This is a genomic window from Helicobacter sp. T3_23-1056, assembly GCF_053654535.1.
The window spans coordinates 120,696-137,368 of record NZ_JBSIUU010000004.1; the positions used below are offsets into that span (position 1 = coordinate 120,696).

General features: G+C 40.0%; 15 protein-coding genes. 5 read left to right on the forward strand and 10 right to left on the reverse strand.

Translation table 11 applies throughout. From position 1 onward, the window contains the following. Positions 1 to 142 precede the first annotated feature (142 nt). From ACWIUO_RS03300 to ACWIUO_RS03310, 3 genes are all read left to right on the forward strand, one after another. The gene (locus ACWIUO_RS03300) at positions 143 to 859 is read left to right on the forward strand and encodes a hypothetical protein (RefSeq protein WP_454176511.1); all 717 of its coding nucleotides are present in this window, start codon (positions 143 to 145) and stop codon (positions 857 to 859) included. A gap of 145 nt (positions 860 to 1,004) precedes the next feature. Beyond that, positions 1,005 to 2,906, forward strand: coding sequence for an McrB family protein (locus ACWIUO_RS03305; protein ID WP_454176512.1), 1,902 nt, complete (start codon positions 1,005 to 1,007; stop codon positions 2,904 to 2,906). Then, positions 2,899 to 4,503, forward strand: a complete 1,605-nt coding sequence (locus ACWIUO_RS03310; RefSeq protein ID WP_454176513.1) for an McrC family protein — start codon at positions 2,899 to 2,901, stop codon at positions 4,501 to 4,503. Before ACWIUO_RS03305 ends, ACWIUO_RS03310 begins: the two co-directional genes overlap by 8 nt. A 32-nt stretch (positions 4,504 to 4,535) precedes the next feature. Here the strand turns inward: ACWIUO_RS03310 and ACWIUO_RS03315 are convergent, their stop codons facing one another. The 4 genes from ACWIUO_RS03315 to ACWIUO_RS03330 form a co-directional block, all read right to left on the reverse strand. Beyond that, the gene (locus ACWIUO_RS03315) at positions 4,536 to 4,883 is read right to left on the reverse strand and encodes a hypothetical protein (RefSeq protein ID WP_454176514.1); all 348 of its coding nucleotides are present in this window, start codon (positions 4,881 to 4,883) and stop codon (positions 4,536 to 4,538) included. Continuing rightward, positions 4,832 to 4,984 carry a hypothetical protein gene (locus ACWIUO_RS03320; RefSeq protein WP_454176515.1) on the reverse strand — a complete coding sequence of 51 codons (153 nt, stop codon included), beginning with the start codon at positions 4,982 to 4,984 and terminating at the stop codon, positions 4,832 to 4,834. The genes ACWIUO_RS03315 and ACWIUO_RS03320 overlap by 52 nt, the downstream gene beginning before the upstream one ends. Then, entirely contained in the window at positions 4,981 to 5,106 is a 126-nt protein-coding gene (locus ACWIUO_RS03325) for a hypothetical protein (protein WP_454176516.1), read from the reverse strand. Before ACWIUO_RS03325 ends, ACWIUO_RS03320 begins: the two co-directional genes overlap by 4 nt. Positions 5,107 to 5,478: 372 nt before the next feature. Continuing rightward, positions 5,479 to 8,487 carry a DNA translocase FtsK gene (locus ACWIUO_RS03330; RefSeq protein WP_454176517.1) on the reverse strand — a complete coding sequence of 1,003 codons (3,009 nt, stop codon included), beginning with the start codon at positions 8,485 to 8,487 and terminating at the stop codon, positions 5,479 to 5,481. A 199-nt stretch (positions 8,488 to 8,686) separates the two neighbouring features. On the opposite strand from ACWIUO_RS03330, the gene ACWIUO_RS03335 reads away from it, so the two are divergent. Further along, a complete protein-coding gene (locus ACWIUO_RS03335) occupies positions 8,687 to 10,165 on the forward strand; it encodes a hypothetical protein (RefSeq protein ID WP_454176518.1) in 1,479 nt (492 codons plus the stop codon). A 148-nt stretch (positions 10,166 to 10,313) separates the two neighbouring features. On the opposite strand, the gene purB is transcribed toward ACWIUO_RS03335, so the two are convergent. Genes purB through ACWIUO_RS03355 form a run of 4 tightly spaced genes read right to left on the reverse strand, consistent with a single transcriptional unit; the run spans position 10,314 to position 15,695 of the window. Further along, entirely contained in the window at positions 10,314 to 11,675 is a 1,362-nt protein-coding gene (purB, locus tag ACWIUO_RS03340) for an adenylosuccinate lyase (protein WP_454176519.1), read from the reverse strand. Between the two features lie 57 nt (positions 11,676 to 11,732). After that, complete coding sequence (locus ACWIUO_RS03345) at positions 11,733 to 12,506, reverse strand: R.Pab1 family restriction endonuclease (RefSeq protein WP_454176520.1); 774 nt, start codon at positions 12,504 to 12,506, stop codon at positions 11,733 to 11,735. After that, positions 12,487 to 13,725, reverse strand: a complete 1,239-nt coding sequence (locus tag ACWIUO_RS03350) for an Eco57I restriction-modification methylase domain-containing protein (RefSeq protein ID WP_454176521.1) — start codon at positions 13,723 to 13,725, stop codon at positions 12,487 to 12,489. Before ACWIUO_RS03350 ends, ACWIUO_RS03345 begins: the two co-directional genes overlap by 20 nt. A gap of 11 nt (positions 13,726 to 13,736) precedes the next feature. Further along, positions 13,737 to 15,695 (reverse strand): motility associated factor glycosyltransferase family protein, encoded by a 1,959-nt coding sequence (locus tag ACWIUO_RS03355; RefSeq protein WP_454176522.1) that lies wholly within the window; start codon positions 15,693 to 15,695, stop codon positions 13,737 to 13,739. 348 nt (positions 15,696 to 16,043) lie between these two features. Here ACWIUO_RS03355 and ACWIUO_RS03360 point away from each other — a divergent pair, with 348 nt between their 5' ends. Further along, positions 16,044 to 16,187: a hypothetical protein gene (locus ACWIUO_RS03360; RefSeq protein WP_454176523.1), complete on the forward strand. Its 144-nt coding sequence runs from the start codon at positions 16,044 to 16,046 to the stop codon at positions 16,185 to 16,187. A 114-nt stretch (positions 16,188 to 16,301) separates the two neighbouring features. Here ACWIUO_RS03360 and ACWIUO_RS03365 read toward each other — a convergent pair whose 3' ends face one another. Both ACWIUO_RS03365 and ACWIUO_RS03370 read right to left on the reverse strand, forming a co-directional pair. After that, positions 16,302 to 16,424, reverse strand: coding sequence for a hypothetical protein (locus ACWIUO_RS03365; protein ID WP_454176524.1), 123 nt, complete (start codon positions 16,422 to 16,424; stop codon positions 16,302 to 16,304). A gap of 42 nt (positions 16,425 to 16,466) precedes the next feature. After that, the coding region (locus ACWIUO_RS03370) for a hypothetical protein (protein WP_454176525.1) at positions 16,467 to 16,673 on the reverse strand (207 nt) is incomplete at its 5' end.

A 16,673-nucleotide genomic window follows, 5' to 3' on the forward strand; every position in this document is an offset into this window, starting at 1 on the left:
AACTTGCAAAATCCACCCCCATAAATCCCATTTCCACCCACCCAAATATCCACCAAAATCCGCAAAATAAATGCCTAAAATTGTGGTTATATTTACTTTGTAAATATATATTTTGCAAATCTTTACTATTTAAGGAAAATCTATGCCCTCTCTTTTTTCTAGTAGCAAAAATCTTGCGTGTTGTGTTTTTGCGCTTGCTTTAGCAAGTGTGTTTAGTGGCTGTGCTAGCTACTTTATCACGCCAAAAGATGAAGCCACTTTCATCAAGGGCGTGCAGGTTTTGCACTCTGCCAAACCTCACTCCAAAGTCCAAGCAGAATTTGCCCAAAAAGATTTGCAAGATGGCGTAGTAGTCGTGTATATCAGCGCGGAATTGCTTAGTGGCAAGGCACTTATTTTTAGCACCGATGACATAAGCGCAAGTTTTGATGGCAAGGCACTTAGGGTTTATCATTACGATAGGCTAAAAAATAGCGAGCTAAATTTCATCGATATTTTGCAGCGATACAATATCCCCACCCCCACGCCAAGTATCCAGCAAAACAATTTTTATAATATCTCGCCATTGTATTACTACGGCTATCAAGGGTTTTTATTTTATCCGCCGATGATGAGCCCGTTTTTTAGCCAGAGTCCTAGCTCCATCGCCTATATGCAAGAAAAGCGCGGGGCGTTGAAAGTGTTTTTGATGAACTATCTAAGAGAATCTAGCCTAAAACCAAACGCCAAAGCGCAAGGTGGCTTTGTGGCTATCGCCAAAAAAGGCATAAACAAAAACGGAATCTTAGAGCTAAAAATCACGCTAAATGATGAAACACATATCTTTCATTTCAAAATCAAAAAGCGCAGAAATATCTAGCGGTTTTTTTAGTCTTTTTTGCAAAACGCACAAACAAAATCTACGCAAAAATCTATCGATTTCTAGCACAAGTCGTTTTTTTTTTTTTTGTTATAATGCGGATTTATTTTCCCCAAAAACTGCAAAAACACAAAAAGGAATGGAAATGACTGACTTTGAATTAAGGAAACTAGATGAACTAAAACAGCAATTTAGTAATGATTTTTTAGGCGATTCTAATGAGGTGGAATTTGTTGAATATCTAAAAGTTGCCAAAAAGAAAAATGGTGATTCTTTATCAAAAGTAACCATTGAAAATTTTATAAATTTAGGTGGCGATTTTTTTAGACTATTATTTAAAATAAATATTTTTGACATACAACAAAATGGATTGGATTTTTTAGATAAATGTCGTAAAGAAATGAGAAGGGGTGGTTGTTTGTATGAAATTAACTATAATGATGGACGAAGAACTTTTTATAATTCAAATTATACTCAGTATAATGGACATCCAATTTCCTGTCTAGAATGGTATATGAAATTTTTGCAACAAAATGGAAATGAAATCAATCCTACTGAATCCACGCAAAACCAAAATTCAATCCAAGACGAAGGAGAAAAAATGAATAATAAAATCAAAACCCCGCCACTTAATCAAATCCTTTATGGACCGCCGGGCACGGGCAAGACTTATAGCACGATTGATAGGGCATTGGAGATTTTGCATTATTATGATGAGTCAATGCAGATTCCAAAATCTAGAGAGGATAAAAAGGCGATTTTTGAATCCTACCGCACAAATGGGCAAATCGCGTTTGTAACCTTTCATCAAAGTTTTTCGTATGAAGAATTTGTCGAGGGGATAAAGCCAAAATTAGCAGATTCTAGCGAGGGTGTAGAATCTAGCGAGATGAGCTACGAACTCAAAAGCGGTATCTTTAAGCAACTCTGCAAAAATGCACTAGAGAATTTGGAAAATTCGCTCAAAGATACAAATACGCTAAATGAGGAAAATCAAACGGCTAATTTATTTGAAGCCTTTATCGAGCATATCCAAAATGAGCAAGAAAATAGCGGAGAATATGTTTTAAAGCAAAATGAGGAGGAGAATAAAAATTGGCTTATTGCTTTGCTAGATTGGGGCAATTATAAAGTCATAAAAATTTTTAGCCATAGTGGATATTTGGAAAAATATCCTGTTTTCTTGAATCAAGACAAAATCAAAGCGCATTATAAAGATTTTAAAATGGATAATAGCTTTAAGATTCCATCAAGTGAGAATCGCACGGGCTACATTGATACGCATAGATTTTACAGCGCGTTTTTTAAGAAAATGCAAGAATTTGAAGCGACTTGGCAAAATAGTAGTGAGGTAGATATAAGCGAAGCGGTGCTAAAACCCTACATTCTCATCATCGATGAAATCAATCGGGGGAATATTAGCAAAATTTTAGGCGAACTCATCACGCTTATCGAGCCAAGCAAGAGAATCGGCGCGAGTGATGAACTGCGCGTAACCCTGCCATATAGCAATGATAGCTTTGGCGTGCCTAGCAACCTCTACATAATCGGCACGATGAATACCGCTGATAGAAGTATCGCTTTGCTTGATACTGCGCTTCGTAGGCGGTTTGAGTTTGTAGAGATGATGCCTGAGTGGAACAATAAAAATATAAGCACGGATTGCGATGGTGTAAATCTGCAAGATTTACTAAAATCTATGAATGATAGAATCGAATTTTTGCTTGATAGGGAGCATACGATTGGGCATAGCTTTTTTATCGGCGTGGATTCTTTGGAGGCGTTGCGCGAAGTCTTTGGGCTAAAAATTATCCCGCTATTGCAAGAGTATTTTTATGACGATTATGCAAAAATTAGCGCGGTGCTAAATGATAATGGAATGATTAAGGCTTTTTCGCAAAGTGATTTGGGCGTGAAGTTGAGCGATGATTTTGTCGATAGCGAAAAGCGCGTGTATCGCATTAGCGATGCGCATTTGTGGGATATAGAGACTTTCACTAAAATCTATCAATCAAACGATTCACGCGAATCTAGCGACAATGAGTAAAAATAACACCCTTTGTATCGCCGAGTGGCAAGCATTTGGCGTGGAGGATATATGTGCGTCATTGCGAGGCTTTGAAAAAGCCGAAGCAATCCACGAATCAAAAATAGATTGCCACGAATCTGCTAACGCAGATTCTCGCAATGACGATAAAGATTCCCCCTCCATTGCGTTAGGGGGGCGCAAGGGGTGGGCAGATTCTCGCAATGACAAAGGATTGCACGACAAAGCCAAAAAGATTTTCAATGAGCTTAAAAATTTTGCTGATGACAAAGGCAATCATATCTTTTTAAACTCTTATGGCAAAAATCATTTAAAAGCGCGCAATTATGTCGGGCTTATCCAAACAAAAAGCGGATTTTGTTTAGAGATTTTGCCAAAGACTTTTCGCACGGCAAATGAAAATGAGGGCTTTAAAATTCAAAATTGCATTTGCTTATCATTGCAAAAATCTACCCACCCCTTGCGCCACCCTAACGCAAGGGAGGGGGAATCTTTGTCAAATAACGACACAAAACCCAAAAAATGCCAAGTGTGTGAGGCAAAGGACATTTTGCTAAAAATGTTAAAAACTTTGCGCGATTCGCCATTCAAACAAAGCCATATTTCAAACCTTAAAACGCGCAAATTTCCCTTGCTAGAAATCTTTGCCAATATGTTTTTAGATGAGTTAGAGTGCCTTATCAAAATGGGCATAAAGAGCGACTATGTCGCGGTTGAAGAAAATCGCACATTCTTAAAAGGCAAACTCCTTTTCACGCAAAATCTAAAGCAAAATCTCGCGCACAAAGAGCGATTTTACACCGCTAGCGATGAGTTTATCGCCGATATTGCGCCAAATCGCCTTATCGTTAGCACACTTTTGCTTTTAAGCAAGTGTAATTTCAGTGCGAAAACAAGTGGGCGCATTTTGCAAAGTCGCTTTGTGTTTAATGAGATTGCTCCAAGTCAAAATTATGACAAAGACTTCGCAAAATGCGAAAATCTAAGGCATTTTAAGAGCTATGAGATTTTGCTTTTGTGGTGTAAAGTGTTTCTTAAAGCGCATAATTTTATGCCCTATCAAGGCGATAAAAAAGCCTTTGCCCTGCTATTTGATATGAATAAACTCTTTGAGAGTTTTGTGGCGTTTCATCTCAAAAGGGAGTGTGGCGAGGGGCGCACGATAAAGACGCAGGAAAAAAGCAAATATTTGCTAGAGATAAATGGCGTGCGCAAATTTCAAATTAGCCCCGATTTAGTATGCTATGAAAACGGCATAAAATCCCCGCTTTTTATCGCTGATACAAAGTGGAAGATTCTAGATTCTAACGAAGCGAAAAATTATGGAATCTCACAGGGCGATTTATACCAACTCTTTGCGTATTTAGCGAAATATCAGTGCGAAAAAGGCTACCTAATCTATCCAAAAATTGATGGCGATTCAATAAAACACAAAAATTTCACTTACAACGCCAAAATTTGTTTTTTTGATGAAGCTATAAAAGAAAATCCACAAGCCCATAAAAAGCAAAATCTTACTTTGAAAATCCACTTTTTTGATTGCCAAAATCCAAAAGATTCTGCCTGCGATATATCACAAATCATAAAACAAAAATAGATTCCCACAAATCTAGCTTTTTACAAAAAAACTTAGATTCTAACAATGATAACGCTAGATTGCCACGCGCAATAAATTGCGCTCACAATGACGATAAAGATTCCCCCTCCCTTAGCACGAGGGGCTAGGGGGTGGGTAGATTTGTCATTGCGAGAATTTGTAAAATATTTAGCCCAATAAGGACTTTCGTCATTGCGAGAATCTGCGCTAGCAGATTCGTGGCAATCTATGTTTGCTGTATTGCATTGTGGATTGCCACGCTCACTGCGTTCGCTCGCAATGACGGAGTTTTTGTCATATTGAGCGCGTAAGCGCGAAATATCTCTACTTACATTTTTAGATATGGATTGCCACCTATGTTTTTTATCGTGGATTGCCACGCGTTGCGTTGCAACGGTCGCAATGACGATTTGACATTGTCAAACTTGGTTTTGTCATCTTTGTCATATTGAGGTTTCGCAGAAACCGAAGTATCTCTCATTGTTGCTTTGAGATACTTCGGGCTACGCCCTCAGTATGACAATGGTTTCCGTCATTGCGAGAATCTAGGCTTTTGTGAAAAAGCCTAGATTCGTGGCAATCTATTTTATTAGATTTTATCAAAAATGTGTTTTTGGTAGTTTATAGCCATAGATTGCCACGCGGATTTGCCAAAATCCGCGTGGCAATCTATCCTCTTGTCATACTTAGCCATTAGCCAAAGTATCCAAAAACACATTTTGCAAATAACGCTACTTTCCAAAACATAACGCAACTTTGCAAAAAATAGATACTTCGCCAAAATTACATTTTGCTTAAAAATGACAAAAATATAGATTCTAGCGATTACATTATGAGTGAATTGTCATAAAATCCTTGTGGATTTCTCACAATCATAAAAACAATAAAATCCCTATCAAACATAAACAAAAATACCAACGCTAGCCACTTACAACAACGACTAAAAACAACTCAAAAAACAACAAAGCCACGAATCTATCCCCCGATAATAAACCTAGTCCCCTTAGAATCTGGCGCGGACAAAAAGCCGTCTTTTTCTAGCTGAAACACGATTTTTTTGCATTTAGGATAGCCACCCAAACCACGCGTTTGCAGATGAGATATGCTAGTCTTGCCATCGCGGAGCATTATTTCTTTTGCCTTTTGCAAAAGTGCCTCCTCCACACCAAAATCCTCCACCTCATCTAGCTCGCTTACCTGCGCTCCTAGTGCTTCATCTGCCTCGCTTAAAAAGCTCGTGTCATATTCTGGCGCGCCTTGAGAGCAGATAAACTCCACGATAGATTCTATCTCTTTTTCGCTTACCCACGGCGCGTGCAAGCGAAGCAAACCACTGCCACCCGGGGCAAATAGCATATCACCATTTCCTAGTAAGTTTTGCGCTCCGTCATTATCTAGTATGACGCGAGAATCCGTGCGCGTGCCAACCTTAAAGGCGATTTTGGCTGGCAAATTTGTTTTGATAAGTCCTGTAACGACATCGACACTTGGGCGTTGGGTAGCTACGATAAGATGAAGTCCTGATGCGCGTCCCATCTGTGCTATGCGGATAATGGGGGCTTCTGCGTTTTTGCCCCCTGTCATCATCAAATCCGCCAACTCATCGATAATCACCACAATAAAAGGGAAAATCTCACCCCCCTCTTGCTTTGCTTTGGCGTTGTAGTTGTCTATCGTCTTTGTTTTGGATTCTTTCATCAGCCTATATCTGCGCTCCATTTCGCGTGTGAGGTTATTTAGCGCGATGATTGCTTTTTCTGCTTCTGTGATGATGGGGGTTAGCAAATGCGGTATGTCCTCATACATACTAAATTCTACTTGCTTTGGGTCTATCATTATTAGTCGTAGATTTTGGGGGGAGTTGCGATATAGTAGGGATAGTATCATCGCATTTACGCCCACGCTTTTCCCGCTCCCTGTCGTCCCTGCCACAAGCAAATGCGGGAGCTTTTTTAAATCCGTTACAAATGGATTGCCTACCAAATCTTTGCCAAGCCCTAATGCTAGCGGAGAAGCCGCGTTTTTAAATAATTCACTCTCTAGCACTTCGCGCAAATAAATAATCTCTCTATGATTGTTTGGGACTTCTATGCCTACTGCGCCTTTGCCCGGGATTGGTGCTTGGATACGAATCGCGTGCGCAGACAACGCTAGGGCTAAATCATTGCTAAGGCTTTGGATTCTGCTTACTTTGACACTCGCTTCAGGGACAAACTCAAAAGTCGTAACCACAGGTCCTAGATAAAATCGCTCCACACTTCCATTGATTTTGAAAGTCTTTAGCTTATGCTCTAAATCATAGATTTTTTTGTCTATCTTGTCCTCTTCGGGATTTTGCGCATTTTGCGGTGGCATAGCTAGGTAGCTCGTATCGGGCAATTCATAGTTTTTTGGCTTTTCTAGCGTGCCTTTTTCTAGCTCTTTTAGCAAAGTATCGCTTGCTTCAAATGTCTTTGAGGGGGTGGGCTTGCCAAAAGTGTGAAAATCTTTTGAGTGGCTAGCGTGTGGATTTTTAGATGGATTTTGAGGCAAATGTTGAGGTGGGTTTTGTGATAGATTTTGTGGTAAATGTTGCTGTGGATTTTGTGGAGTATTTTGCGAAATGCTTTGAGATATATCATTTGCATTAGACGCCTCAAACTCCGCAGAATCTAGCGCGAAATTTTCTTGTGAAAATTCGTTTGTAGGCTCGTTAGATTCTTGCGTGCTTTGCGTGTGGGTGTTTGTATTGGGGGCATATTCTTGTTGGATTTGTGTCGCTTGATAGCCCTCTATCGTGCTAAAAAGATTTTGGGCTATGCTATTTGGATTTGCTAGATTTTGCAGATTTTGTGTATTTGGATTTTGCGCATTTGTAGGATTTGTATCATTTGTGATTCTCGTATATGGCGCATTTAGAGGTTCTGTTGGGATAAGTATCTCTTTGTCCCTCTCTCTTGCGCGCGCTAGCACATCATCAGCATTTATTTGCAGGATTTCGCCCTCCTCTCCCTCGCCTACAAGTCGCACCATTTTGGCGTATTTGCGCTCTTTTTTCTCTTTTGTTTCGCGCTCTTTTTCTTTGTCGGTATAAGTGATATTTACCTGCCTCTCATCAAAATCTGGCTCAAAAAAATCTCTTTTTTGCAAATCTTTATTTTGCAAATGCGTAGCGTGGGTATTTAGCCCAAATAGATTTTGGCTATTTTGGTGCAAATGCTCTTGGCGCGCAAAATCTTTTTGCAGAAAATCTTGTTGCGCAAAATCTTGGCGTGCAAAATCGCTTTGTGCAAAAGGATTTTGTATCCTCTGCTCCCCTGTATCTTGCGTGCTATCGTGTATAGGATTTTCGCTAAAATCTTTATATTGCTGGCTAGCCACATTTGCTTCATATTTTTTAATCCCCTCTTGCATATTTGGATTTTCTTTTAAAGGCTTATTAAAATCCCTCATAATATCGCTTGCAAAAAACGCCGATATTCCCTCCCATACATAGCCAAAACCCCCGCCAAAACCCCCCAAAATCCACTTCCCTACCCCAGCCACACATCGCCATAGACAAGACAAAACCGCATCTAGTTTTTCTTTTAGCCAAAAGATTTTATCAGGCATAAGCAACAAAATCCCAACCAAAAAACTAAGCAAAGTCGCAAGCACCACACCCGCAATCCCCACAAATGGCGCAATCTGCCTAATCAATATCGCGCCTGCTTTGCCTTTGTCAAAAAGGCTATATTGCACTACCAAAATCCCCGCGCTAATAAATAAGATTCCACAAATGACTTTGACACGCTTTACACCAAGCGTAGAGTCTTTATACACGGCATACGCGGGGTAGATAAAAAATAGCAAATACACATAGCCTAGATAGCCAAACATATCTAAATTTAGCATAGCAAGCCCTCTGCCAAGCTCGCCTGCAAGCCCCATATCGCCAAAAATCGTAGCAATGGTCAAAATAACAAAAAATGCACTCCAACCAAAGAATATATATATTTTTTTCAATGTTATGCCCTTTTTTTGAGCTTTTTTAAGCAAAATTTCTAAAGAAGTATTATATCATAACTGCTTTAAAAAGTTTTCATTAGCAAAATAGCAAGACACCATAATCATAACCTATTTTCGCTTAGCTGCATAATTTTGCTTAGCTGTGTGTAGATTTTGGAAGTTTTGGAGTTTAAATTTAGTCTTTTGGGAGAGCAAGATGCACGGAAAAATTACTCGCTATTCGATGGCGACAGGCTCAGGCACGGTGATAAATTTTGCAAAAAGGGTGTTTGAGCTACGCGCAGAAAATTGGAGAGATAGAAAGTTTTTGCCTGTTTCAGGTATGTTTGTGGAGTTTCGCGCTGATAGCAATGGACATATAACCGATGCCAAAAGCAGTGAATATCAAGATTTTGGACCAGATTCTTTAGTTACAGAATATGACTTTTGGAGCACACAAACCGATGTCGAGCTAAACTACAAAGAGCTATCCATTCGCTATCAACAAGCCGAAGAAATATACAAACAAACCGACTACCTTAATATGAAAACCGTAGAGCTAACGCAAGGTGTGGAAGAATGCGTAAGGCAGTATTATATGCCTGAGACAAATACGATACGATTTGCCCTAACTGATGTGGAGGAAATCCCGCGCGAAGATAGGCTAAATTATATAGCTGTAAAGCGATTTATGACAAAGGCGATAGATTATTTGGTGTATTGCGATAAAAATATCACGCCTGATATGTTTTCAGAGGATTTGCAAAAGCTAAAAGGATTAGAATTTTGCTTTAAAGAATTAAAAGGGAGAGAAACCCAAAAAAGTGAAAATATCTACACTGATGTGTTTTTGGAAAAACAGCTTCATTTTAATGGCGCGAAAAAGGCGATTTCTGCGATAAAAGAGAGGCTACTTCAGCTAGAAAACAAAGTCAAATTTTCCACCAAAGAAGTGTATCGACTTCGTAGCGTCATAGAGCGCAACAAAAAAGATGCCACCCTCCCACCTAAGCTAGAAAAGCACAAAGAAATCATCGCAAAATCCGAAGAAGAAATCAAAATCTTTAACGCGTGTAAAGATAGGCTTATCAAAGCGACTAAAAGTTTTCAGCAAAACTATGTAGCGGATTTTGACAATGAAATAAAAAGGCGCAGAGAGGAGCTAACAGATGAGATACGAAACGCCCTAAATACCATAGCCACAATCCTAGATAACAAAATATGGCAAGCAGGTATGGGCTCTACTTCTGTGCATAGCAATTTTTTCAAACAGCAAAACATAAATACCCCTTATTGCACGATGACATTTTATTGGCAGTATCTAAAAAGGCTTGACAAAATGCGACTAAGCGATGCGGAAAAAATGGGGTATAACTTCTATGAGCGATACAAAAAAATCCATCAAAAGTTTTTCATCATCTACACGACCGACCCCAAGCTAGAAATGTCGCTAAAAACCCAAATAATGTCTATCAACAAGGATTATGAGGTGTTTCCTGTGAAAAGTGATGGGGAGTTTATGTCGCATATCCATAGATATACTTTTGAGCGCGGATATATCGACCAAGCTATCCCGCACGGCGACCCAGCCTCTCTCATCATCGAAGCACAAAAATCTAATCGCAACAAAGATTCTAAATTTATCATCGTAACCGAAGAGCAAGCCACTCAAATATCTCGTGGATATAGGGTGTAGGCATATTTTTATTTGGCAGTTTTGGGATTTTTTGGGAGTTTTTTTAGTGTTGTTTAGTGTTTTTTAGGATATTTTTGGCGCGTTTTGATAATTGCTTGTTTTTATGATAAGGATTTTTAGAGGTGTAAAATCCTTATCATAAATGGTATCAAAAAATAGATTTTCCTCTACCCAAACACCCGCGCCCAAACACCCGCTTAAAGATAGAATCCACGCTTTTTGTGTAGTAGGCAAAATCAAAGCATTCTTTTATCGCCTGCTCGCCAATCGCGCCCACTAGCTCGGAATCTGAAAGCAAATATTGCAAATACAAGCTCTCTCCACGCTCATTTAGCGCGCTTTTGCCCTCTTGTAAATCCTGCCACACCCTCATCGCGTTTCTTTGCACGATTTTATAGGCATTCTCCCGTGAGATTCCCTTTTTGGGTAGCTCTAGTAGCACGCGTTGGCTAAACACAAGCCCGCCTGTGAGATTAAGATTTTTACGCATATTTTTAGGATACACCACAAGCTTATCTAGGAGCTGTGTGAGGCGGGCGAGCATAAAATCCGTGGTGATAAAGCTATCAGGCAGGATAAAACGCTCCACGCTAGAGTGGCTTATATCGCGTTCGTGCCACAGCGCGACATTCTCCATCGCAGGCAGAGCATAAGCGCGAATCACGCGACAAAGCCCCGTGATATTTTCACTTAGCACGGGGTTGCGCTTGTGGGGCATAGCAGAGCTCCCCTTTTGCCCCTCTTCAAAGAACTCTTCAGCCTCATACACTTCCGTGCGTTGCAAATGGCGAATCTCAACGGCGATTTTCTCACAACTGCTAGCTAGCAGGGCTAAATCCGCAATCACGCGGGCGTATCTATCGCGCTGGATTACTTGGTTGCTCACAGGGGCTGGCTTTAGCCCGAGATTTTCGCATACAAGCTCTTCTAGCTTCATCGGCGTGTGAGCGAGATTGCCCATTGCCCCGCTTAGCTGTCCTACGCTAATAATCTCAAGGCTAGAATGCAACGCCTCTAAATGCCTGCCTAGCTCGGCAAACCACACCGCACACACAAGCCCAAAAGTGATAGGTTCTCCGTGAATCCCGTGGCTACGCCCCACCATAATCGTGTCTTTGTGCTCATAAGCGCGCCTTTTTACCACTTCGCGCAAGGCTTTCACGCCTTCAATAATGAGCGTGAGAGAATCGCGCATCTGCAACGCCACCGCCGTGTCGATACAATCGCTACTCGTAATGCCATAGTGAAACCACCGCGACTCCTCGCCCAAAGATTCCGCCACACTCGTGGTAAAGGCGATTAAATCGTGCTTGGTTACCGCTTCAATCTCATCGATTCGCGCTATGTCAAACTTCGCATTCGCACAAATCTTTTCACAATCGCTATCAGGGATTAGCCCTAGCTTGTTCCACCCGCGCACAAGGGCTTTTTCAACCTCTAGCCACGCGCTATACTTCGCCTCCAAACTCCATAATGACTTCATTTGCTCTCGTGCGTATCGTTCTACCATTGTCGCTCCTTTTTATGTTTTGTCTATTTGTAGATTTTATAAGATTTTGCATAAACTTTATGGAATCTGCGCTTTTATGACGCCCAAAATCTCGCGTATATCGTGGTTGTGATTTTGGCTTAAAATGCCAAAGATTTTCAAAGATTCTAACAAAAATGCTTTATGCGTAGTATCTAAAATCAAATGCGCTTTTTCTTTTTGCTCTGCTACTCTGCCAAGCAGTGCGGGTTTTTCACTTGCAGTGCGTAATTCAGTGATAGGAAAGCACACATAGAGCATTGGTTGCACCCCCACTGCGCGTTGCTTTTCTTTGATGATAATTTCTACCAAAATATCAAAATTGCCAAATTTATGCACCAAAAGTGGATATTGCACCTCGCTGTGATAAAACTCTATACCCAAAATCTCTCGTGGGACAGGGTGCTTTCGCAAAATCGCTAAATCCGCTCTAGAATCTAAAAATTCCTCACTTTTCACGCCCCGCAAAAATTCGCAAAGCCCCGTAATTTCACTGCGCGAAATAATCCCCCATTGCGTAAAATAATACACAAATTCGCTTAGCTCATAAAGTGCCTTTTTCTTGCCATTTGCACCGATAAATTCGCTATCTTGCAATGTGCTTAACGCTAGTTTTTCTTTGTCGCTTTTATCCACATCATAGCCGATTTGCCACTCGATATAGTGCTTTTGGCTAAATGGATTTTGTCTTGTAGCAGTTGGCAGTCCATATTCATAAAAGCTATTTTGCACCTTTACGCGCACCTTGCCTGTTTGCTCGGTAAACGGAATCTCTACAAAAATCTTATTATTTTCACGCTTGAGAATCTGCATAATGCTCCCCTAAAAGTCGCTCAAAATAGCGCGCAATATTTGGCGTAATGATTTTAGATTTTGCACATTCTACAAACTTAGATTCTAGAATCTTAAAGGCTTGCAAGTCAATGAAAATATCGCAATTCCCTAAATAATACGGCACTTTACCAATCATTTGCTTAAACACATCGACATAGCAATACAGGCTAAATTTCTCACGCGGCACATTTATAGCGTTTGCGGTGGGTTTGGCAAGGAAAGTTTTAGAGCGAGCAAGCGCGTTTATATCGCGCAATGTGTAAAAAAGCGCGACTGCATTTTCATCTGGCACACGAGATTTGTTAGGATATTTATCGATATATTTAGCGATAAAATCAAAGTCATTGAGCGCGAAACTTTGCCCCTCTAATGTGTGAAATCTATATGCTTTTATCGCGCTAAAATCTGGCGTTTTGGGCGTCTTGCTTCGCGTGTAAAGCGCGATTACAATGGGGAAAAAGCTCAGTGATTTTGGTGTGAAAATCTGTGAGCTAATCACAAGGCAATCTAGTAGCGTGTAGTGCGTGAAAAATCGCCTCAATGCCTTGAAATTTGTCTCTTTGATGAGATAAGAAAGTGGGTGAAGCACACAGATAAAATCCGCCTTTAGCTCATTAAAAGAGAGCAAAAAACTAGCCCCTATATCACGGCATTTGAGGTGTGAATCTAGCGCGTAGGTTTTATCTTTTATGCTTTTTTGAATGATTGAAGTTTTGTCATTATAAGGTGGATTTCCAATAACTGCAAGGGGCGAATCTTGCGGGATTTTAAAGGCGTTGCGTGAGACATTTTGCAAAGCGTTTTGGCGCAAGAATAGAGGTGGATTTTGCAGATTATTTTGCTTTGAGGCAAAATTGCTTTTGGCAATCTTAATTGCCTCTTTATCAATGTCTATGCCGATTTTTAGCGCGAAATCGTGCATACAAGATTCTCTACATTCGCGCTTAGAATCTGCCATAAAATCTTGCGTTTTTACATTTGCAATTTTTGCAGATTCTAAACCAAAATCCACGCCACTAAAATCCAAAAAATTTCCATAGCCACACGAGCTATCTAGCAGGGTGCAATTTTTAAGATTTACACCTGATTTATACAATGCGTTTAGGAGCATTTTTTGGGCGATTTGCACCACAAAATCAGGCGTATAAAAGCTCCCCAAATTCACCGCTTGGATTTTGTCTAAATGCGTGTGCGACATAAATCTATAACTTAATTTTGATACTTTGAAGCGAGCATTTTATAGCGCAGTAGCATTTTATCAAGCGCGTTTTTTATACTATCTTTTGCCTCTGTGAAAAACGCACTTATGTCATTATTTGGCAGGTGAAGCACTGCTATCATTAGATTTTGGCAAATATGTGCCAAGCTCCCCTCAAACAAAATCCCAACAAATGGCGAGCTTACCGACTTTTTGGCGTTTATGGCAAATATCGTATCCACCCATTTAAATAGCTCTTGTTTGGTTTTGACTTCTGCGTTTAGCGCGTTTGATAGCTTGGATTTAAACTCTTGGATTTCTTGCAAATAAAAATCCTCTCTAAAATCGCTAAATATGAGCTTTTTATCATCTCTAAAATAGCTTTTTATCTCTTTGATAAAGGCAGATTTTTTATTTTTTTTCAAGCTAAATTCACTCACTTTAGTAGGACGCGCACCCTCGATATATGCGCCCTCGCTTAGATTTAGCACCATTTTTGGTTTTAGAGCTTTGATAGCATTTGTTATCATTTGGCTTGATAGCAAAAAAATCGAATCGCTATACACTTCGTGGTCAAAATTCCCCCTCACGCGAATTGCATTGCTTGGGATAGTGGCTTCTTCCTCTCCATACGCAGAATTGCTAGCGTGCTTTGTGCGCCCCTTTATATAGCCACAATCAATCCCGCAAAGCAACACTTCATTGCCCAGCTGACACGCAAGCGCAAATCCTGCATTACCTACAAATGGAGCGCTAAATTCCATCACAAAAGGGCTTTTAAACATATATCCGCTAGCACTTCCACCGCGCATAAATAGATATTTTTCATTCGCTAGATTTAGCGCGTTTGGATTTACCATATTTCCACACATTAGGGCGGTTTCACCTAGTGTGGGGGATAAAAATTCTGCCAAATAATCCACGCGCTCAATTTCGATTTGAAAATCTGGCTGTATGCCCGCTTGTTTTAGTGGCTTTATCGCTGTCCCACAGCTAAAAATAATCATCTTGCTTTGATGCTCGCGCAAAAAATCCAAACTAGAATCCAAGCTAGCACCATTGCCCACCACGCATATAGGCATATCCACGCGCTTAGGATTTACCAAAAACAAATTTGGCTTTTTCTTTCTCTCTTTTGTTTTTATGTTTGCGACATTTTTTAGTGTATTTTCTATGCCTATCATCTCATCTTCAAAGCTCCCCCACCCTCGCGCATTGCTAGCATATTCTTCTGCTACGATTTGCATAGCGGATTCGATTTTGGGACTTTTGTAGAGGTTTATCTCTGCACGCAAAAAATTGTTGGTGATTTTTTGGCGTGCGAAAAAATTGCGAATAAAAAAGCGATTTACCAAATCTTTGACAAACAAATAGCACGCCCCATCGCTTACTTGACTAAACAATCTAGGATAATCCACAAAATAGCAACTCACCCGAAACATATCAAGATTTTCTTCAAAAATCAACAGCGAATGAAAAAACACCCCCCGCTCAATAATAAACTCCAAAAACATTCCGCCCAAAAGCCCAAAAATACAAGTCGAGGGCATAAAATCCTTGCTTAAAAAATACTCTTTGATTCCATCGTGTTTGAAAAGCAAATCGATAAAATCATTGCAAGCCTGCCCCGTGATAGGGAATCTAGTCGTATCCATTTTGTCTAAAAATATGCCATTTGAATGGATATTCCATTTATCATTTTTAAGCGGAGATAGACTTAGATTTTCATTTGCAGACACCATCGTAGATAGAGAATCTTGCAGGGGATATGAAAGCTCGCTAGTGGCTAGGTTTATGATATTTATGCCCTGTTTGTTGATTAGCAAATTATATTGTGTGGGGTCTTCTTTGAGTGCGTCAAAAAGCTCTGGCGAAGTTTTGTGAAAATACTCCATATTTTTGACAAATCGTGCTGAAATTTCTTTTTGTATCGCTTCGTAGTCGTTAGATTTTAGTAGCTCAAGTAGCATTTGGCAACCTTGTGATTTTGGGGTTTGTGGGTTTGATTTTGCTAGATTTTGCGCCATATTTTGCGTGGTGGATTTGTGTTTATTTTTGTTATGCTTATTATGTGGCTTTTACATACATTCAAAATCCCAATATTTTAGCGCATAATCAATAACGCACATACAAATCGTGCTAGCATTGTAGTTTTATTTTGTGCGTTGTGTTTTTGTTTTTCGCATTTTTGGGTTTTTTATCGTTTTTTATTATTTTTGGCTAAGTCTAACTTAAAGCAGATTTTTCCTTATCATTTTTTTTCATTGCTTTTGCAGAATCTGCTTTTTGGATACTTCGGCTTTTTGCAAAACATCAGTATGGCAAAAATAACAAACCCAAGTCTAAAAACATTCTGCCATTGCAAGTGGATTTGTCAAAATCCGCGTGGCGATCCACCCTCCCATCGCCATTGCGAGATTTTGCGTAGCAAAATCTCGCAATCTATCATTTTGTCATACTAAGCCTTCCATTTGTCATACTGAGTGAAGCGAAGCAACTCAAAATAAGCAACAAAATAGAGATATTTCGCTATCGCTCAATATGACAAAGAAAATTTTCGTCATTGCGAGCGTGGCTTATGCCACGCGTGGCAATCTATATTTTTGAAATACTTTGCTTATGCTTAAGTATGATAAACACTCCGTCATTGCGAGCAAGTCGTAAGACTTGCGTGGCAATCTATAATCCCAAATTGCCAAATAACACCTTTTGCAGTTTTTTGGTTATAGATTGCCACGAATCTAGTCTTTTTGACAAAAGCCTAGATTCTCGCAATGACGAAAGTGGTGTAATATGGATTTTGCTTGCGCCCACTCGCGCTTACGCGCTGAATCGCTACTTCGTAGCTGTGGGCTTGTGCCACGCAGTTTGGAATCTAAAAAATCCAAACTGCTCGCAATGACAAAAATTTCTTTGTCATACTCAAGCGTTAGCGAAATATCTAAAAC